The organism is Bacillus sp. JKS001846, assembly GCF_900176455.1.
Lineage (GTDB): Bacteria > Bacillota > Bacilli > Bacillales > Bacillaceae_G > Bacillus_A > Bacillus_A cereus.
Window position 1 is genome coordinate 5,191,173 of sequence record NZ_FWYG01000001.1, and the last position, 22,330, is coordinate 5,213,502.

Below are 22,330 nucleotides of genomic sequence, written 5' to 3' on the forward strand. Positions count from 1 at the left end.
CCTTCACTCCTACAAATTTTCAATAATATTAAATACCTCATTTAAAGTGTCAAAATCTAAATCACAAGAAGTAAAGTCGCTTGGTGTTAATTCAAAATCTTCTTTATTTACACAGTGCTCAATAACTTGAAGAAGATAAGATTTGTATCTTTCCGCCATCCGTTCAATAGTATGTTTTTCAAATAGATTTCTATTATAATAAAAATCCATATATAGATGTTTATTCATAATACCGCCTTCTAAATTCAGAGAAAAATCTAATGGATAGTTTGAACTAACTTCTTGGCCCTTCATTTTCGAAAGCATATCAAAATCTTCCATATTTTCCAGTTCAAAATCACCCATGAAATTAAATCCAATCTCCGGACTTAAATTATCTATAAATCCTTCTTTATCCGTTAATCTTAAATATTTTAAAAGAAAATACCCTATTCCCTTATTTGGAACTTTGCGTATGGTTTCCTTCACTTTTTTTATATAATCACCAATCTCATTTACATTCTTCATTTGTAGAACAAGTGGATATATAGTAGTAAACCAACCAACTGTTCTCGTTATATCAATATCATCAAGAATATTTTCTCTTCCGTGACCTTCTACACCTATACAGATAGTTTCATTTGAATTCCATTCATGTATAGTTAAACCGAGTGCTGAAATAAGCAAATCGTTTATACTTGTGTTATATGTTCTATTTGCATATTTAATGAGATTTATTGTTTCTTCCGCTGTAAAATAAAGACTAGTCTTATCATAATCTTTCATAAAATACTCACCTGAAATGGCTTTCTTATTTATGAGAGCAGGCACATCCACCTTTGATAATTCTTCCCAATACGATATTTCTCTTCCTATTTCATCACTTTGTGCATATTCTTCCAGCTGTTTTGCCCAAGTTTGATAAGAATCCGTTTTATTGGGAAGCTGCATTTTTTCTCCATTGATTGCTTGACTATAAAGGGTTGAAAAGTCTTCAAACAGAATTCTCCAAGATACACCATCTACTACAAGATGATGTACCACAATTAAAAGATAATCTCCTTCTCCTGTTTGAAATAAACCTAGCTTTAAAAGCGGACCATCTTCAAGTGATATATTTCTTTGTATTCGATTACACTCATTCTCAATTTTTTCTTGCCTATTCACACCATCTGCTATTTGTAAAACCTCAAGCTCAAATAATGGGTTTTCCATTCCACGATTATAAAGATTTCCATCCTTTAAAATAATCCTTAATGCATCATGATGTGCTACAATTTTGGAGAATATCTCATTAATTATATTGACTTCAAATCCCTCTGGCGCATGCAATATATATGATTGATTAAAATGTTCGACCTCTTCAAATCTTTTTTCAAAAAACCATTTTTGAATCGGTGTACATGGTACTGAACCAGAAATAATCTCATTATTGTATTTTTGTTTTTTTTGCGTAACATACGCACTCAATTGACGAATATTTAAATTAGATAACAAATGTTTTACGTCCAAATAATAACCAAGTTGATTTAATCTAGATGACACTTGAATAGCTTTTATAGAGTCTCCACCAATATGAAAAAACAATTCATTTACTCCAAGTTGATCAATATTTAATACTTTTTTAAAAATACCTAATAACATTTCTTCCATTGAATTTTGAGGAAGCTCTATATTAAAACTTTCTTCTTTATCACTTATTTCGTGATTCAATAAAGCTACCTTATCAACTTTCCCATTAGAGTTTAGGGGGATAGCTTTTATTTGAATTATTTGTGATGGCATCATATAAACGGGAAGACTTTGCATTAATTTATTACGTAACTCAAAAATATTTAAAACTGTATCAGCTACCGTATAGGCAATTAAATTTTTATCTCCCTCATTTAATTCTTCAACTACTACAGCTACATCCTGTATTTCTTCCACATTCAATAGACGAGCTTCGATTTCTCCTAATTCTACTCGATACCCTCGAATTTTTACTTGTTGATCCATTCGTCCACAATATTCAATATTTCCATCTGGCAACCATCTACCCAAATCACCTGTACGATATAATCTTTTCTGCAGATTATTATGATAAATAAATTTTTCCTTTGTTAATTCTGGACGATTTAAGTACCCTTGTACCAAGCCATCCCCAGCTATACAGATTTCCCCTATTACCCCAATTGGATTTAATTGTAGTTGGTGATTTAAAATATAAATCTCCGTATTAGATAATGGCTTCCCAATCGGTATTTCAGTTGTTTTTCCAACAAATGTATTCGCTTCAGCTGCAGTAGCAAATACAGTACTTTCTGTCGGACCATACCCATTAATAATTTTTGTTCCATACACATCAACTACTTGTTTCACATGCTTTTGTGATAATTTGTCTCCACCAACTATAACTGTATGCATTCCTCTAAAACAGTCTACTCTTATATCTACAATTGTGTGGAAAAGTCCCGTAGGAACAAACATCATAGTAATAGATTCTTTCTGTATTACTTCAGAGAGCTTTTCAATATCTCCTATTACCTCTTTATCTACTAATACTAGTTTTGCTCCATTTAATAAAGCACCATAAATATCAAATGTAGATCCATCAAAAGCATAATTGGCTATTTGTAACAATTGATCGTCTGCTTTTATGTTCACATAATTTGTATCCTTCACAACACGAGATACATTGTAATGCATAGTTAAATTTCCTTTTGGGGTTCCTGTAGAACCAGAAGTATACATAACGTATGCTAATGATGATGAATCTTTAGAAATGCCAGGGTTCTTCTTCTCTTCTAATACCTCTTCTTTTATAATTTCGTCTAAATAAATCGTCTTCCCTTGTAAACCACAACTAGCAAATAAAGAATCGGCCAATTCATTTTCTAGATTCGATGTCGTTAACAAAATTTCAGTTTTAGAATCTTCTAGAATATTCATGATTCTCTCTTGTGGATACTGAGGATCAATTGGTAAATATGCCCCCCCAGCTTTTAAAATCCCTAAAATTCCTACAATCATTTCCACGGAACGTTCTACGACTAAACCAATAATCTGATTTTTAGTAACCCCTTGTTCCAACAACATATAAGCAAGTTCATTCGCTCTTGCGTTTAGCTCTCGATAAGTTAAACATTGGTCTTTATATACTACGGCAATATTCTCTGGTGTCTTCTTCACTTGTTCTTCAAACAATTGCGTTAATGTCTTTTCTTTTGGATATTCCGTTTTAGTATTATTGAAATCATTCAAAATTTTATGGTGCTCTATCTCTGTAATCATTTTGATATCTGCAATTTTCTGGTCTGGATTGTTTAGAATTTCTTTTAAAATTTGAATAAAGTGCTCCTTATACCTTTCTATTGTCTCTCTTTTATATAACTTAGTGGCATATTCCCATTGAAAAAAGAGCTTGGAATTATATTCTCTTCCAATTAAAGTGAGATCAAATTTGGACTTTTGATGATTAAATGTATCAAGACTTACTCTTAATTTTTCATTTTCAAATTCCAAAGTATCCATATTTTCTAAAACAAACACTGTATCAAATAAAGGATTTCTACTTGTTTCTCTTTGTATCTTCAGTTCTTCTATTAATTCTTCGAATTGATACTCCTGGTTTTCAAATGCTTCTACAGTGCTTTCCTTTGTTTCTTGTAAGAATTGACGGAATGTTTGACCACCCTTTGGATTTCCTCTGATTGCAAGTGTATTCACAAACATTCCCATGACTTGATATAAATCAGCGTTATGTCTCCCAGCAGTAACTGTACCAACCATAACATCCTCTTGTCCTGTATACTTAGACAACCATATTTGATAAATACTGATTAATGCCATATACAACGTTACACCATTTTTCTGACAAATTTGTTTTAATTGCTTGGTCAGAGTCACATCAATGTCAAAAAATACACTATCCCCTTCAAAACTTTGTACAGAAGGACGCATATAATCAGTTGGTAATTCTACTACCGGCACACCATCTTTAAAACGATTCATCCAATATTCTTTTTGTACCTGAACTGCTTCACTTTGTGTAAACTCTTGTTGCCATTCAGCGTAATCTTTATATTGTAACTTTAATGCTGGTAATTCATTATCATAGTAAAGTTCCATCAATTCTTTCATAAAGATACCAATAGATACCCCATCCGCAATAATATGATGAATATCAAGCATGAATATATATCGATTTTGTTCTAATTCCGTTAATCCTACACGCATAAGTGGGGCTTGATTTAAATCAAAAGGACGTATAAAGTCTGTTTTTTCATATTGATCATCTATGTCCTTAGGAATCATTTCTATATTAAACGGAACTTCATCATGAACCTTCTGTAAAATCTCTCCATCCTTAGTAATAAATGATGTTCTGAGGATCTCATGACGATTTATAAGCGTTCGTAATGATATTTCTAATTTTGCAACATCTAATTCCCCCTGGAAATTTAAAACGTTGGGTATATTATAAGTTGTATTATCGTTTCCATATTGTGATAATGTATAAATACGCTTTTGTGCAGATGAAGTAACATAATAACTTCTTTCTTCTACCGATTGAATATTCTCAAAATTATAATTTGATGATTCATACATCAAATTTGCAATACTTCGGATGGTTGGTTTCGCGAATAATTGTTTTAAACTTACTTTTAATCCTAATTCTTTCTGTATTCTAGACAACAGTAACATTGCCGTTAATGAATGCCCTCCCAATAAAAAGAAATCATCCTGAACACCTATTTTTTTTATTAGAAGAACTTCTTGCCAAATTTCAATCAACTTTTTTTCTAAAGCATTATTAGCTACTTCATAATTTCTTTCTAATTCTAGGATTTCCTGATCCGGTTCTGGTAAGGATTCTGGATCTATTTTCCCATGTACTGTTAGAGGAAAAGTATCCATTTTTACAAAATGTGTAGGTACCATATATTCTGGAAAGTATTTCCTCATTTCACTCTTTAACTGATTAATTTCAAAACTAGGATCGGTAATAATATAAGCGACTAAATATTTCCCACCTATTTCAGATTCTTTTGCCGTTACAGTTGCTTTCTCTATTCCTTTATAATTCAACAAATACGACTCAATTTCATCTAATTCAATTCGATATCCTCTAATTTTTATTTGGCGATCCATTCTTCCTATAAATTGGATATTCCCATCTGGAAGCCATCTGGCCATATCACCTGTCCTATACATTAATCTTCCTGGCTTATATGGGTTAATCACAAATTTTTCCTGTGTTAATCCCTTATTATTCCAATACCCTCTTGCCGTTCCAGCACCAGAAATACATAGTTCTCCTGGAATTCCAATAGGTTGTAAGCTTTCCTTTTCATCTAAAATATAAACTTCAGTATTATCAATTGGTTTTCCTATTGATATATTGCCGTCTAATTCGTTAACTTCTCCATTTGTTGTAACAACTGTATGTTCAGTCGGCCCATAGTTATTAAATAATTTATAATTATTTTTTTTATATTTTCTTAATTGGTCGCCCCCAGTTATTAATGCACGTAGAGAATTGTTTTCTAATTCCATAAACTGTTCACATACTGGCGTAGGTAAAGCACTTATACTAATTCTATTTTTTTCATAATAATTATTCAATTCGTATATGTCATAACGAATTTCATCTGGGATAATATGTAATGTCGCACCTTTCAATATATATGGAAATACCTCTAACGCCCATGGATCAAAACCAAATCCTACATATTGTCCACTTATATCCTTGTCACTAATTCTAAAGAAATTTTGTGCCCAAAAACACAAATTTATTACTGAATGTTGTTCTACCATTACGCCCTTGGGTCTTCCTGTAGAACCTGAGGTATAAATGACATAAGCCAAATCATTTGGTTGTGTTATTCCTTCTGGATTAGAGAACTCTCCACTCAATAGATCTAGTTTTTGTGAATCTAATATTATCTGCTCACAATTCAATCTTTCTGCTAAATGTACTTGAGTTAAAACTATACAAGCTTTACTATCTGAAAGCATATATTCAATACGCTCATTTGGATATTTAGGATCAATTGGTAGGTAAGTTCCTCCTGCTTTTAAAACACCTAATACTCCAACTACCATCTCCGCTGAACGCTCAACCATAATTGCTACAACTTTTTCCTTTTCTATCCCTTTATTTCGTAATATATGAGCGACTTGGTTTGCACGTTCATTTAATTCTTGATAAGTAATGTATTGTTCTTTATATACAACTGCAATATTCTCTGGAGATTTCTCTGCCTGCTCTTCAAACAACTGTTGCAATGTTTTATGAGATGGATAGTACTTTTTTGTATTATTAAATTCATAAAGAATTTGATGCTCTTCATCCTCTGTTAGAATATTGATATCATTAATAAGTAGATCCCTATTATCTAAAATAGATTCTACTATTTTTGTAAAATGTGCAACCATTCGTCTTATTTGTAGCTGATCAAAAATGTTACTATTAAAGCTCACTCTACCCTTAACATTATTTTCAATATTACTAATATGAAATAATAAGTATGGGGGATTTATCGGATTAATTACATAAGAGTCCCCTAACATTTGAATATTATTACTATATGTAAAATAAACTTTCGAGAAAGAATTCTCCAAATCGCTAAATAAATTATCTCTCATTAAGTTTTCTCTTAAAATTTCTTGATACCATAAATGGTCAGTAACACTTTCTTGAGTCTTCTGTAATAATTCTCGTATAGTCAATTGACCTATTTCAGTTACTCGCAAAGGCAATAATGATTTATTTAATTTTATATCTAAATATTTATTTTCACCTTGGGAAATACCTATTAAAAAATCGTTTTGTTTAGAATATTTATATAATAAAATTTGATATGCTGTTAACATAATCTGAAAAGTAGTATATTTTTGCTGTTTACTATGTAAATTGATTTTTTGATTAATTACCGAATTAAAGTCAAATAAAAAAGAATCTTCTTTATGTTTATATTGCAAAGGTCTCTTGTAATTAGAAAGCAGCTGCCATCCAGATAACTTTCCTTGCAAATATTCCTTCCAGTATGACCCTGATCGCCTTACAACTGATTCGCATTTATCACCAATATTAGACATTTCCAATCATGCCCTTTCTCACTTCTTATTACTTTATACTTATATAACTGTTATAAAAACTAATTAATACTACATCATTCAATTACACATTTTTTTAATTGTTTATTTATACATGCAATAGTATTTTCAATATCTTCATTTATATAGAAATGACCACCTTCAAAAGTAAAATAAGTACAATTACCTATAGTAAATTTTTCCCATCCCTTCAAATTGGCAAAATCTAATTTTTGATCCTTTTCCCCTGAAAGAATGGAAAAATCACAATTTAAATTAAAATCTTTCTCAATATATTGATATGTTTCTACTATTTTAAAATCTGCTTTTAAAATTGGAATAAAGATATCTAATAACATTTTATTCTCAAGAAAGGATTCTGGCATACCACCATAGTGAAAAACATATTTTATAAACTCTTCATCCGGAAGATCATATACTGTATATTCATCTTTTACAGTTTGGGGAGCTTCTCTTCCGGAAAAAAAAATATGAGATGGTTCCGGATAACCCATTTTTTTTATTTTTTGACATAACTCATAAACTAAAAGACTTCCCATACTATGTCCAAAGAAAGCATAAGTTTGATTTAAATGATCTTTAATTTGATTAAAAATATCATTAACAGCATCCTCCATTGAATCATAAAAAGGTTCGTTAAATCTTTTACCTCTTCCCGCCAATTCTACTGGATATAATTCAATGAAATCCTCTAATTTTTTTGTCCATTTACTATATACAACCGCTGAGCCACCGGCATACGGCAAACAAAATAGTTTAATCAATTCGCTCTACTCTCCCCATTAATAGATATCTTAAAATAGTTTCAAATATTCACATATAAATCTTATAGCGCCTATTCATTTATGTAAATTGGGGGATTTTGTTTCACCAACAATATATTTAAATTTAATACTATTCATAATATAAATAGTATTGATTAGATAAAATTCTTGTTAATTTCGCCCTATATATTTATTATTAATAATAAATATATAGGGCGAAATTCCCCCAACTCCGAAAGCATTTACGAACCCCATCTTTTTGAATATAATTTAAAACACAATATCCCATGAACTATTTTTATAATATCTTACAAAAAATCAAATTTATATTTCTGTGGTATTTTAGAATGGTTAATTTTTTTATACCTTACGTAATTAATTCAGAGGAGACCAGAGATAGCTGATGGTGAATTCATGACTACTATTTATGCAATTAATATAAATCAAAACATTAATTCCAAGGAATTCAAAGATTTATTTATTTTTATAAATGAAGATAAAAAAAAAAGAATACTTTGTTTTAGAAAGCAAAAAGATGCCCTACGTTCCTTATTGGGGGATTTATTAATTCGATCTATTATTTGTGAGGAATTTAATATTTCAAACTCTAATATACATTTCAAATTTAATGAATTTGGAAAACCTTATTTGTATAATAAACCAAGTTTTCATTTTAATATTTCCCATTCTGGAGAGTGGGTGGTTTGTGCTATAGACCATCATGCACCCGTTGGAATAGACATTGAACAAATTAAACCTATAGATTTTGAGATAGCTAAATGCTTTTTCTCAGATGATGAGTATAAGCATTTGCTATTACAACCTACTGAAAAGCAGCTAGATTATTTTTATACTTTATGGACATTAAAAGAGAGCTTTATTAAAGCACATGGAAAAGGATTTTTTATGCCTTTCAACACCTTTTCATTTTTCATAATGAACAATGAAATATCTATAGACTCTGTTTATAAAAGTAATCCCTATAAATACTTTAATCAGTTGCATATACATTCTGATTATAAGTTATCAATAACTACTGCACATAAGAATCTTCATAAACGTATTCTTGTAAAAAACATAAATGAAATAAAAACAGCAATAAAGGGATAACTTCTTCGCTTCAAATTTTATATAGTTGTCTTTTTTAAGTGCAGTTTATTTTAAAAATATACAATAAACATATTTTGGGAGGATACTTATCTATGCAAACTGTTATACCAGCTACTTCTTTGTTTCTATTTATTGGCGCCCTCATTTTAGTGCGTAGAATTCGATCTATGCACAAACCAACTAAGGGAAAAGGAAAACGAATAATTCTTCCACTCCTATTCTTAACACCAGGATTTGTATTTTTTCTTAACCCTGGGCATGTAACATACCTTCAATTATTAATAGCTATTTTTTTAGGAATTGGTCTTTCTATTCCTCTTATTATATGGTCAGATTACGAAATACGAAATGATGGTTTAATTTATACGAAGAAAAGCCCTGCTTTTATAATTACTTTTGCCCTTATGATTGCTTTGCGTTATTATTTCCGACAACATATTTCTATCATTGATCCAGGTACACTCAGTATGTTAATTTTCTTAATTACTATTTGCTATTTAATTCCGTGGAGAATAGCTTGTTATATAAAGTTTAAAAAAGTTCTCAAGCAAAAAAATACATCCAGTATGTAGTAACTTCGTATAGCTCTAATACAAAAAATACTAAAATAAAAAATTGAAAAAACAAATCCCTTTAGGGATTTTTAATCATCATTAAAAATGAAATATACACGACAAAAAAGACAGACTTTCCAGATGAACTGACCCCATAAAGTTAGACAGGTCGTTTCATTAGGCAGCCTTTAGGGCATGAGTTCGATATTGTACCGGACTCATGCCTTTTAGTTTTGCCTTAATTCTTTTGTGATTATAATAATCGATATATTTTTCAAATTCTTGTTTAAAGTGTTCTATGCTTTCAAAATCTTTTAGATAAAGAAATTCAGATTTCATAATACCAAAGAAACTTTCAATAACCGCATTATCGTAACAGTTCCCTTTACGAGACATACTTTACGTAATCTTGCGTTCCTTTAGGGCGTGCCGATACTTCTTCATTTGATAATGCCAGCCTTGATCAGAGTGAATAAGGAGTTCGTCTTCTTCTGTCAATTGTTGAAAAGACTTCTCCAACATCTTCGATACAAGTGAATAGGTGGTCTTGAATCAATTGTATAAGCGATTATCTCTCCATTAAATAGATCTAACATCGGTGATAAGTAGAGCTTCTCGCCGCATAATTTAAATTCTGTTATGTCTGTAACCCATTTTTCGTTCGGCTTTTCAGCTTTAAAATTACGTTCTAAAATATTTGGCGCAATCTTACCTACTTGTCCTTTATACGAGCGATATTTTTTCATACGAACTAGACTCTTTAAACCTAACTCTTTCATAATTCGTTGAACTTTTTTATGGTTGATTTTGTGTCCTTGGTTCATTAACTCATCGCGAATACGGCGATATCCATAACGACCTTGGTGTTCATCGTAAATGTTTTGAATTAAGATCTTTAGCTCTTTATCTTTATCTGGCCGATTAGAATTCTGTATCCAGTAATAATATGTACTTCGTGGGAGTTCTGCTAATTTTAAAAGTGTCTGCACCGGAAATGCTTTCCTTAGTTCATAGATTACTTGCGCCTTATCTTGTTTGGTGATTTTTCCTTGTTTTGAACTAAGGCATTCAACTTTTTTAAATAAGCATTCTCCATACGCAAACGCTCCAATTCAGCTTGTAATGCTTCTACTGACTCTTCTGTTTGTGTTTGTTTCTTAATTGATTTTTGATTGTCCTTAGTCATAGATTGACGCCCCTTTTTCTTCGATTTAAGGGCGTCTACTCCTTTTTGATGTAGCTGAATACGCCATTTTCTAATAAGTCCAGGTGAAGAAATATTAAAAATGACTGCCGTTTCGTTTGGAGACGTCCCATTTTCGAACATATAATTTAGTACGTCTAGTTTATACTGTGCAGAATACGTTGTATAGCCTTTTTCAAAGGCCCGGATTCCATGATATTCAAATTGTTTTATCCACATGCGAACCACTTCGTGATTCGCTCCCAATGATTTCGCAATATCTTTTATACTCTCACTTCCATCTTGATAATGTATTACTGCATTCATTTTGTCTTCTGAAGTAAATTTAGTCATAAAAAAACTACACCTCCAATTGTTAGACTGTGTCTAACAATTGGGGTGCAGTTCACAGATAATAAACCTGTCTTTTTTTGTCATGTATATGGTTTTCGCTAAAAATTATAATAGAAAAATAATACTTAATATCTTTTTATGCTCTTCCACTTCTGTAACACTCTACAACCCTGTTACTATCTTGAATATTTGGTAATAAAACAAGATTAATTATAGATGGTCAATACTAATTATTGATTAATATACCTAAAAAGAAATCATTTTCTTCAAAACCATCTTTCATTTGTTTCGCAGCATATACAAACATTTTTTATCTTTTCCACATTAAAATGTACCCCTTTAGAAACATAATATATTTTCTCTGATTAATTTGCATTAGATAAATATTGATAATTTATAAATACACATATTCAATTTACCATGAAAAATTTTTTAAGACAGTTAAAAACATCCCTCTTATTCTTCAGTATATAATACCTAAACTTCTCATCCTCAATCTTTTTATAAACCGAGAAAAGGGTAGATGATGAGCGATTATACTGGTTCACTTCCCCATACCCAAACATATTACACTTCTTCATTAGCTCTTCAACAAGTTTTACACATCTAGCATTATCTGATGTTAAATTATCACCATCTGAAAAATGGAATGGATAAATATTATAGCGGTCTGGTGAATATTTATTATCGATAAGTTCTAATGCTTTTTTATATACGGAAGAACATATCGTTCCGCCACTTTCTCCTTTTGAGAAAAATTCTTCTTCTGTAACGACTTTCGCTTCTGTATGATGAGCAATAAATTCAATATCAACTGTTTCATACTTTGTGCGTAAAAATCTTGTCATCCAGAAAAAGAAGCTACGTGCCATATATTTCTCCCATATTCCCATCGATCCACTCGTATCCATCATCGCTAATACAACAGCTTTTGAATCTGGCTTTAATACTTCATTCCAAGTGCGGAACTTTAAGTCTTCTTGGTGAATTGGATGAAAAGATGCTTTACCACTCATTGCATTTCGTTTATATGCGGATATCATTGTTCTTTTCTTATCGATATTTCCCCATAATCCTGTTTTTCTAATGTCATTAAATTCAACATGTTCAATCCGGTTTTCATCCATTTCTTTTCTCTTTAAATTAGGCAGTTCTAACTCTCTGAAAAATGCTTGCTCTAATTCTAAAATAGAGACTTCAGCTTCATAGTAATCTTCCCCAGCTGCATCTCCTGCTCCTTGCCCTTTTCCTGGCCCTTTTTGTTTTTGACCACCTGATCCATCTCTCGCAACGACATCACCAACTTTGCTGTCACCGTTTCCTTGCCCAACATGTTTATTTTTATCATAATTGTATCTAATCTTATATTCATCTAGAGAACGAATTGGTATTTTTACAACATCCTTGCCATTAGACATAACTATACTTTCTTCTGTTACAAGATCGGGTAAATTATTCTTAATTGCCTCTTGTACTTTTTCTTGATGGCGCTGTTGGTCGTCATATCCTTTGCGATGGAGGGACCAGTTTTCCTGTGAAATCGTATAATTTGGTTGATTTTCTTCGCCCATTCCTTTCCCTCCTTACTGTAATTGTCTTCCTGTATGAACAGCAATCTATAAATTTTGTTCTGTAATGTGCAAGCTAGAATGTTTGAAAGGTAACTGCCCACAGAAAATCATCCCATAAACATTTATAACGTTTTTCATACAATACCCCGAGCATCCTAAACAAAATTTTGCCACTCACATAATAGAAAGAAATATTCAGCCACTGATAAGAAAGAAACACAATGCATTGTTGCACATATTTTTACTTTGCAACATATTGTATTGTGTTGGCTTTTTTCGTATGAATGGTTGGTTACTCTATCATATGCATATTGTAAAAATAATTGACAATAAATTCATAAAATTGCATCTTAATTTATTACATTTGGACAAGGTATGACACTTTATACACATATGAACGGATAATAAAACGCTGTCCCGCAAAATACAAGAGACAGCGTTTTGTTATCAAACTATCTGTTTAACAAGCTACCTACATAGCGTAGTAATTCATTTGCTGAAGAAGAATTATAGCCATGCTCATCAATTAAACGCGCAACAACATCATTGATCTTCTTAAGCTGATTTTCGTCCGGCGTTTTCGTTGACGTTGTAATTTTCACTATATCTTTTAAATCAGCAAATAGTTTTTTCTGAATCGCTTCACGAAGACGTTCATGTGAATTATAATCAAAGCGTTTTCCTTTACGGGCATAAGCAGAAATGCGAATTAAAATCTCTTCACGGAACGCTTTCTTAGCATTTTCTGAAATTCCAATTTGCTCTTCAATTGAGCGCATTAATTTTTCATCTGGACTCATTTCTTCTCCTGTTAACGGATCACGTAATTTCGATTTATTGCAGTACGCCTCGACGTTATCTAAGTAATTATCCATAAGCGTCTTAGCTGATTCTTCATATGAATAAACAAACGCTTTTTGTACTTCTTTCTTCGCGATTTCATCGTATTCTTTTCTCGCTAATGAGATGAAGTTCATGTAACGTTCACGGTCTTCATTACTAATGGATGGATGCTGATCTAGCCCATCTTTTAAAGATCTAAGTACATCTAACGCGTTAATAGATGGTACCTCTTTTCGAATGATTGTAGACGAAATTCGGTTAATGACATAACGAGGATCAATACCCTTCATACCTTCATCTTGATATTCGCGTTGTAATTCTTCTACATCAATCGCATTATAACCTTCTACCGTTTCTCCATCATACAAACGCATCTTTTTAATTAAATCAATATCCGGACGCTTCGGATCTTTTAAACGAGTTAAAATGGTGAACATTGCTGCAACGCGAAGTGTGTGTGGTGCAATGTGAACATTCGATACATCACTTTCACGAATCATTTTTTCATAAATATGTTCTTCTTCACTTACTCGTAAATTATAAGGAACTGGCATTACAATAATTCTTGAGTGCAATGCTTCATTTTTCTTATTTGCTATAAATGAGCGATACTCTGTTTCATTCGTATGCGCTACAATTAATTCATCTGCTGAAATAAGCGCAAATCTTCCCGCTTTGAAATTCCCTTCTTGCGTAAGCGATAATAAGTGCCATAAAAACTTCTCATCGCATTTTAACATCTCTTGGAACTCCATCATTCCTCGGTTTGCCTTATTTAATTCTCCATCAAATCGATACGCACGCGGATCTGATTCTGAACCATATTCTGCAATCGTAGAAAAGTCCAGACTACCTGTTAAATCTGCAATATCTTGTGATTTTGGATCAGACGGGCTAAATGTACCAATCCCTGTACGACGATCTTCAGAGAAGAAAATACGCTCTACAACTACATCCTCAATTCTTGATCCGTATTCTTGCTCTAAACGCATGACATTTAGTGGTGATAAATTCCCTTCAATTCTAACCCCATACTCATCAAAGAAATCATCTCGTAAATGATGTGGAATTAAATGCAGTGGATCCTCGTGCATTGGGCATCCTTTAATTGCAAAAATTGCTCCGCGATCTGTTCTTGAATATGTTTCTAATCCTCGTTTCAACATTGTAACTAACGTTGATTTCCCTCCACTAACAGGACCCATTAATAATAAAATTCTTTTTCTAACATCTAATCGTTTTGCAGATGGATGAAAATATTCCTCTACAAGACGTTCTAGAGCATCCTCTAATCCAAAGAGCTGATTACTAAAGAAGTTATACTTTCTTCTACCATCGACTTCTTCAATTCCAGCATCTTTTATCATATTGTAAATGCGAGAGTGTGCTGTTTGAGCCACCCATGGTCTTTCTTTCACAAGCTCCAAATACTCCGCAAACGTACCTTCCCATTGTAAACGCTCTTCTGCTGCTCGATGCTGTTCAATCTTTTTTAGAATATCCATTATAGCTCCTCCCCCATCTCCTTGTTCAATCGGATTATTATAAAAGGTATGCTAGGATGTCCTTAAACATTCTTTAAATCAAAACGAAATATATAATAGCACACTAAAATTCTCTCCAAAATTCAAAGAAAATTCTGTATAATATAGGTATTAACGTTTTTACACTGCTATTCATTATAAATAAATTCTTTTCTTCTAAGAACCTTACATACATTTTGGATAATAAATAAAACTCATGAACCGAAAAAAGTAAGGAGGATATTAGTATGAAATTATTATTAATTTTAGGTGTATCACTCACATTTCTTACAGCTATTTTTACATCCGGTTACAATGACAAACCAGGTACACATAAAAAATGATGTGCTTTTAGCACATCATTTTTTATTTATAATACATATTTTCCATATCATATTTGGATAGTGGTCGGCTATAATAATAACCTTGTACAAGCTTCACATTCTTTTCTTTCAAAAACTGTATTTGCTCCTTTTTTTCTACTCCTTCTGCAATTACATTCAATTCTAAAGTATGAGCTAAATGAATAATTGCAGCTGTAATATTCGTATCACGTTCATCTATATGTATACCTTCCATAAAAGAACGATCAATTTTTAAAGTATCAATTGGATATGTTTTTAAATAACTTAAAGATGAATAGCCTGTTCCAAAATCATCTAAATGAATCTTTAAATTTTGCTCTTTTAATTGTAGTAACACTCTCTTCGATATATCTTTATGTATAAGAGCTCCTTCTGTAACCTCTATCGCTAATAAATGAGTTGGTACATTGTACTTATTTAAAGCCCGTGTAATCATCTCTATTAATGTAATAGAACGAAAGTGTCTAGCTGAAATATTAACTGCAATTGGGACCACATCATACCCTTTATTTAACCATTCGCGCAATTGCTGACACACTTGATTTACTACCCATTCATCCAGCTTAATAATAAATCCTGTTCTTTCTGCCAACGGGATAAATTGGTTTGGAGAAACAAATCCTAATTCCTTATTCTCCCACCTTATTAAAGCTTCCATACTAGCTATTTTTTTCGTTTCAATATTAATTTGTGGCTGATAATATAAGAAAAATTCATTTTTTTCTATAGCACGATGTAACTGGTTTTCTATTATAAACCTTTGTTCACGCTCACAGTCTAATCCACTACAATAAAAATGATAATGTCCTTTTCCTTTTTCTTTTGCTTTTTCTAAAGCAGCATCGACTCTCTGAAATAGTATTTTTTCATCTTCTCCATCTGTTGGAGCCATTACAATTCCAATTGACGCGCTTAAATATACATCTTCTTCTTCGATTACAAAATATTCACTAATGTTTTTTAATATGCTTTTTGCAACTTCCTCTACATATTCTTTCGTTATATTTTCTATCAACATAACAAATTGATCATCGTGTTCTCTAAATAAGTGCATATCTTCTATTTTTAGATTACTTAAACATTCTGTAACTTTTTGTAATACTTTATCTCCCTCTTTATGACCAAATGTATCATTAATACGATGAAACTCATCTAAATCTATAAATACAAGTGCAAAATTTACACTCTCATTTAAAAAAGTATTTAACTTATTTGTACATGAAATTCTATTCATTAATCCCGTTAACTGGTCATAGTAAGCTAAATATTCTGTTCGCATTTCGTTTAATACTTGCCTTGTAACATCTCTCGTAACAATATAAATCCCAACAATTTCACCGTTCACAATAATCGGGATAGTTCTCAAAGAAATATATAGCTCGTACCCTTCTTTATGAACATATTTCTTTGAAACAATTTGTTTTGCTTTTCCTTGCATCGATCCCTTAAATATAATTTGAAAATCTTTTTCATATTCTTTATTAATGAATTCAAAAATAAATTTATTATTTAATTCCTCATACCGGTATCCAAATATTTCATACGTTGCCGGATTTGCATATGTAACTCTCCCTATAGAATCTATAGATATAATTGAGTCATTATTATATTCCAGTAACGACTTAAATAACATTTGTTTTTCCTCTATCTCTGTCTTCTCCTCAATTTGAGCTGTAATATCTCTTGTAATACAAATAACAAATTGACATATTCCTTCTTCGTCGCAGACAGGATTAAGTGAAGATTCATAGTGTATCTCACCTTTTGGTAAATTGACTACATCACAAAAGGTGTGTGCTTTCGCTTCTCTCACTACTTTTGCATATTGCCTTTGCAATATCCCCGCTATATCTTTTGGTAATACTTCTGCAAAGGTTTTTCCATAGCACTCTTCGCTTAACCTAGCATAATCCATTCCTATTTTATTCACATACATATATTGAAACGTTTCATTATCAATAACTTTCAATATGAATACTAAATCTTGAATAGCATGTAATAATCCTTGTCTAATTAAATCCATATCTATCATACTTAAAAAGGTATTTTGATTACTATATTCTTCCTTCATATTTATCTCAACCCGTCTTATCTATTTTTAATCATATATCCCATTCTATATGATTATGTCCTCTCTTTTAAATGTATGATTATATATTATTTTTATTTTATAAAAAAAAGTCGCCATATGGCGACTTTTAATAAACGATTTCTAAATCTAATCCAGGGTAATTTTGTTGACGGAACGCTTCATAAATTAAAATTGCTGCTGTATTAGATAAATTTAATGAACGTACTTTATCTGTCATTGGAATACGTAAACAATGATCAAAGTTTTCTTCGATTACATTAGCTGGTAAGCCGTTTGTTTCTCTTCCAAATACAAAATAGTAATCCTTCTCGCGCTTGCTATAGTCAAACGCTGTATGAGCTTTCTCGCCATACTTTGTTAAATAGAAGAATTCACCGTCTTTATTTTTTTCATAAAATTCTTCAATTGAATCATAGTACGTAATTTTTACGTGCTGCCAATAATCTAATCCTGCACGCTTTAACATTTTATCATCCGTTGAAAATCCAAGCGGTCTAATCAAATGTAATTCTGTTCCAGTTGCTGCACAAGTACGAGCAATATTCCCTGTATTTGCTGGAATTTCTGGCTGATATAAAACAACATGTACTCCCACGCGATATTCACCTCTGTTTTTTGTCTACTACGTATTATACCACTTGAGCGAAAAATCTCTACCCATTAATAATATGAAAGAATTTATATTTCATTTGTGGTGTATATTTACTAGAGTCTTCATAGTTCCAATAACGTCGACGGCTATTCGCTGAATGTGCATTTACAAGCGGCATACCATCTGCATCTTTTGCTACTACAATCGTCGTATGATTCCATCTTCCGTCATCCTCGAAATCATAAGCAATGACATCTCCAAGAATAAGTTCTTCTGGCCTCTCTACCGCCTCTGCTCGAAGTCCTGTTGTAGCACCTGACAAATACCAATAAAAAGAATGTGCAACAGCCCAGCTCCAGCTCCACTGATTCTCCCTTTGCCACCATCCTTTACGAATATTAGGATATCCGCTCATAGGTACTTCTCCAGTATGAAGACATTGAGAAATGAAATTCGTACAATTATCAGGGAAATTACGATACATAGGATTTCGGTCATCCCACCAACGCTCTGCATATTTCACTGCCTCTAAACGATTATACTGATAAGAACCGTACTTCTCTTTCGTAATTTCCCTTTCTAATGTCTCACCCATTCTAATTTCTTCTGACACTTCAATAGCATAATCGCCTATAATCCGACTATTATTTAAACAAACTCTTCGTTTTAATTGTTCCTCTTCAATATAAAATAATTCTTTATGCTTAATTAAATATTTAAAATGTATTTGATAATCAATTTCTTGATGGTCATTACTATTTAATTGTCTAATGAAAGAAACATCCGCAGTTGCTTTCACTATATGTGCACTACGTCTTTGAAACAATTGTTTCTTTCTCAGTGCCATTTGTAGTAAATCCTCAGCAATACCATCCACATTCGTTCTTTTCTCCGTTATATATGCTAAAAATTGTTGTACTTGGTTTTCAATCTTCGTTTTTACAACCATTCTGTCTCCCTCCCATATTACAATATGAAAAAGGGAAATATTATCTACTCTTTTTTCTGTGCTAACAATTCAAGCCCGCGATTCATTTCATGAAGCACTTCTTCATCTTTCTCACGTTCCATCGCTTTCTCAATCGCTTCGCCTACTCCATCTCCGCCAATTTTCCCAAGTGCCCATGCTGCCGTTCCGCGTAGTACTGGTCTTGGGTCATCTTTCATAACACCAATTAAATCAGGAATTGCCGATGTTTCTTTAAAATGTGCTAATGCTAAAATCGCATTTCTTTGCAGTGGCTTTTTCCCTCTCCATGACCCTGACATAATCCCATATTTCTCTTTAAAATCACGATTACTAATTGTTAAAAGTGGCGTTAATAATGGTTTAACTAGCTCAGGATCCGGCTCCATCTCAGGATGATTATGAAAATCCATTCCTTTGTTTTTCGGGCAAACAGTCTGACACGTATCACATCCATATATACGATTTCCTATTTTATCGCGATATTCTTCAGGTAGGAATCCTTTCGTCTGTGTTAAAAACGCAATGCACTTCTTCGAATCTAACTGTCCCCCCTGTATTAAAGCACCGGTAGGACAAATATCGATACATTTCGTACAGCCCCCGCATTGATCTTCTATCGGCTTATCTGGCGGGAATGGAACATTTGTAATCATTTCCCCTAAGTATACGTACGAACCAAATTCAGGTGTAATAATAGAGCAGTTTTTACCGCTCCATCCAATGCCTGCACGCTCTGATACAGCTCGATCACTTAATTCACCTGTATCAACCATGGACTTCACTTCTATATCCGGAAGTTTTTCAATTAAATATGCTTCTAATTTTTGCAAACGATCTCGTAAAACAAGATGATAATCTTGTCCCCAAGAAGCACGACAAAAAATCCCACGGCGTTCTCCACGCTTACTTAATGGTGCATTTTTTAATTTTGAAGGATATGCTAAAGCAATCGCAATAATTGATTTAGCACCCGGTAATAACAGTTGCGGATTCGTTCTCTTCTCTATATCAGGCTCTTCAAATCCAGATTGATAATTTAATTGTTGTTGCTGGATTAAGCGCTGCTTTAATTCCTCAAAAGGAGAAGCACTCGCAAAGCCTATTTTATCTATGCCAATTGTTTTACTATACGCAATTACATCTTGCTTTAATTGTTCAAAATCCACTCTTAATCGCCTCCTCAGATGAATCCATCCCTTATGTAACGACTCTATTGGTTAGTAATTCACTTTTGGAATACTATTATTTACTTCTATTTTCGCATGTAATTAGGTTTTTCAAACATTAAAAAACGCAATGCCTCGTTTATCTCGGAAACGAAACACTGCGTTGATCACAATTTATAGAAAAACATTTAATAAAATTTGGAGCGGGTGAAGAGAATCGAACTCTCGACCAGAGCTTGGAAGGCTCTTGTTTTACCACTAAACTACACCCGCAAATATGAATTACATATAAGATATTAGAATAACTTATGTAAAGTAGTATAGCATGTAAAAAAAGTAGAGGCAAGAATTTTATCGAAAAAAGTCGAAAAAGTGATGAGAGACCTCATCACTTTTTCAATTCTTTATCAATTGCCTTCTTCATACTATCGAAATCAGGGTTTGCAAGATTTCCGTTTACATATACAGAAGGAGCACCTTGAACTTTTAATTTTTGAGCACGATCTGAATCTTTACGTACTTTTTCTTTAATGTCTTTACTGTGTAAATCTTTCTTAAATTGCTCTACATCAACTTTTGGAAGTTTCTCTTTCACAATGCTAAGAAGCAAATCTTCTGTAATCCATTCTTCCGTATCTTTCTTTTGATTTTGATAAATCTCATCATAGAAGATCCAGAATGAATCTTTATCTTGTTTATAAATTGCTTCACCAGCTGCTGCACCTAAATCCGAGTCTTTTCCGATAAATGGGAAGTTAATAAAATATAACTGCACTTTGCCTTTATCAATATACTCTTCTTTTAATCGAGGTAATACTGTTACATCCCAAGTACGACAAGCAGGACATTTAAAGTCTCCAAATTCAACTACCTTAACTGGAGCATCATCTTTCCCTAAAGATTGTTGCGTAGAATAAGCAAACATCTCATTCCCTTTATCTTTTTTGTCATTTATGATGCTATACGCAATTGTTCCAATTACAATCAATACTGCGATAGAAAAAACTATACCAAGAGCCATGAGTTTATTTGATTTCATATACATTCCTCTTTAAATTCATATTCTGTATACAGCATTGTACACAATACACATAATATCAACACTTATATACGTCACGCAATGAACACGCTCACATAAATTACAAAAACACAATAATTGTGACGATATTGTGTCACAATTTGTCACAATTTATTCAAAAAAAGAAGCTCCTCTGTAGGAACTTCTCTTAACTTACTGCTTTTTTACGCGCGCTATTTAACATCGACTGCTCTATTTTTATATCATGACGAATTACTAATTTCTCACTAACTGCTTGAACATACTCATCATGGCTTATATAGCCTTCTTTCTCCATTAGTCTCAAAACGACATTTCGTCTCTCTACTGCTTTATCATAGTTTTGGGCAGGTGAGTAATAAGCAGGTGCTTTTACTACAGCAGCCATCATTGCACTTTCAGCCAACGTTAATTGGTTCACCTTTTTACCGAAGTAAAGGTTTGCTGCTTTTTCAATTCCCCACGCTCCTTCTCCATAATAAATATTACTTACATATAATTTTAAAATTTCATCCTTCGTAAATGTGCGTTCAATTTTTTTCGTATAAAAAATCTCTTTCCACTTACGAGAAAATGTACGTTCATTTGTTAAAAAAGCATTTTTAGATAGCTGTTGTGTAATCGTGCTTCCTCCTTGCACGACACCACCAGCCTTTATATTCTCAACTGAGGCTCTAATAATTGCTATATAATCTAAACCGTTATGATGATAAAATCTTTTATCTTCTGTCGCAATAAATGCATGTGTTAATGATTCTGGCACCTCTAACTTAGCCGGTACATGTAATTTACTAATATCACTTTTCTCAATCATTACATTTCCAATGAATAATAACGTACAACTTAACAATAATAATAATATAATGGCTTTATAAAAAAGTTTAGTCATTGGATTTAATGCAACTTTTTGATGATAGTTCACCCTAGATAATACTCGTTCTTTCATCTTGAACACCTCTTTTCCACACAGCATATAACTCTTACTTTAAGAATACATTGTTGTAAAAAAATATCCCATCGATTTCTCTTACACGTACCTTACATCATTGTAAGGTATAAAGTGAAACTTTAATGAGCCCTCATCAATCAGGCTTACTGCCCAGCAA

At 32.3% G+C, this 22,330-nt stretch carries 12 protein-coding genes, 1 tRNA gene and 1 pseudogene; 2 read left to right on the plus strand and 12 right to left on the minus strand.

The genetic code is table 11. The features are described 5' to 3' along the window. Nucleotides 1–9: 9 nt before the first annotated feature. Entirely contained in the window at nt 10–7,062 is a 7,053-nt protein-coding gene (locus B9A45_RS27590; RefSeq protein ID WP_084065533.1) for a non-ribosomal peptide synthetase, read from the minus strand. A gap of 74 nt (nt 7,063–7,136) precedes the next feature. Beyond that, nucleotides 7,137–7,844, minus strand: coding sequence for a thioesterase II family protein (locus B9A45_RS27595; RefSeq protein ID WP_256891721.1), 708 nt, complete (start codon nt 7,842–7,844; stop codon nt 7,137–7,139). A 414-nt stretch (nt 7,845–8,258) separates the two neighbouring features. Between B9A45_RS27595 and B9A45_RS27600 the strand changes: the two genes are divergently transcribed. Beyond that, nucleotides 8,259–8,954, plus strand: a complete 696-nt coding sequence (locus B9A45_RS27600; protein WP_084065534.1) for a 4'-phosphopantetheinyl transferase family protein — start codon at nt 8,259–8,261, stop codon at nt 8,952–8,954. 92 nt (nt 8,955–9,046) lie between these two features. Continuing rightward, the gene (locus B9A45_RS27605) at nt 9,047–9,526 is read left to right on the plus strand and encodes a CcdC family protein (protein WP_063546370.1); all 480 of its coding nucleotides are present in this window, start codon (nt 9,047–9,049) and stop codon (nt 9,524–9,526) included. A 159-nt stretch (nt 9,527–9,685) separates the two neighbouring features. Here the strand turns inward: B9A45_RS27605 and B9A45_RS27610 are convergent. The 10 genes and pseudogenes from B9A45_RS27610 to B9A45_RS27665 form a co-directional block, all read right to left on the minus strand. Continuing rightward, nucleotides 9,686–11,045 (minus strand): annotated as a pseudogene (locus B9A45_RS27610) (IS3 family transposase). Between the two features lie 410 nt (nt 11,046–11,455). After that, complete coding sequence (yhbH, locus tag B9A45_RS27615) at nt 11,456–12,616, minus strand: sporulation protein YhbH (RefSeq protein ID WP_084065535.1); 1,161 nt, start codon at nt 12,614–12,616, stop codon at nt 11,456–11,458. Between the two features lie 452 nt (nt 12,617–13,068). Beyond that, nucleotides 13,069–14,964: a PrkA family serine protein kinase gene (locus B9A45_RS27625; RefSeq protein WP_000353273.1), complete on the minus strand. Its 1,896-nt coding sequence runs from the start codon at nt 14,962–14,964 to the stop codon at nt 13,069–13,071. Nucleotides 14,965–15,348: 384 nt separating this feature from the next. After that, nucleotides 15,349–17,418 carry a sensor domain-containing protein gene (locus B9A45_RS27635; protein ID WP_000657169.1) on the minus strand — a complete coding sequence of 690 codons (2,070 nt, stop codon included), beginning with the start codon at nt 17,416–17,418 and terminating at the stop codon, nt 15,349–15,351. Between the two features lie 127 nt (nt 17,419–17,545). After that, on the minus strand, nt 17,546–18,034 hold the full coding sequence (gene trmL / locus B9A45_RS27640) for a tRNA (uridine(34)/cytosine(34)/5-carboxymethylaminomethyluridine(34)-2'-O)-methyltransferase TrmL (protein WP_000538147.1): 489 nt from the start codon (nt 18,032–18,034) through the stop codon (nt 17,546–17,548). Nucleotides 18,035–18,092: 58 nt separating this feature from the next. Then, nucleotides 18,093–18,980 (minus strand): amidase domain-containing protein, encoded by an 888-nt coding sequence (locus B9A45_RS27645; protein ID WP_000260592.1) that lies wholly within the window; start codon nt 18,978–18,980, stop codon nt 18,093–18,095. A gap of 44 nt (nt 18,981–19,024) precedes the next feature. Next, nucleotides 19,025–20,167 carry a tRNA epoxyqueuosine(34) reductase QueG gene (queG, locus tag B9A45_RS27650; RefSeq protein ID WP_000345216.1) on the minus strand — a complete coding sequence of 381 codons (1,143 nt, stop codon included), beginning with the start codon at nt 20,165–20,167 and terminating at the stop codon, nt 19,025–19,027. A 199-nt stretch (nt 20,168–20,366) separates the two neighbouring features. Next, a tRNA-Gly gene (locus B9A45_RS27655) sits at nt 20,367–20,440 on the minus strand. Between the two features lie 115 nt (nt 20,441–20,555). Then, nucleotides 20,556–21,206, minus strand: coding sequence for a DsbA family protein (locus B9A45_RS27660; RefSeq protein WP_000841306.1), 651 nt, complete (start codon nt 21,204–21,206; stop codon nt 20,556–20,558). 187 nt (nt 21,207–21,393) lie between these two features. Continuing rightward, nucleotides 21,394–22,170 carry a transglycosylase domain-containing protein gene (locus B9A45_RS27665; protein WP_000664715.1) on the minus strand — a complete coding sequence of 259 codons (777 nt, stop codon included), beginning with the start codon at nt 22,168–22,170 and terminating at the stop codon, nt 21,394–21,396. Nucleotides 22,171–22,330 lie beyond the last annotated feature (160 nt).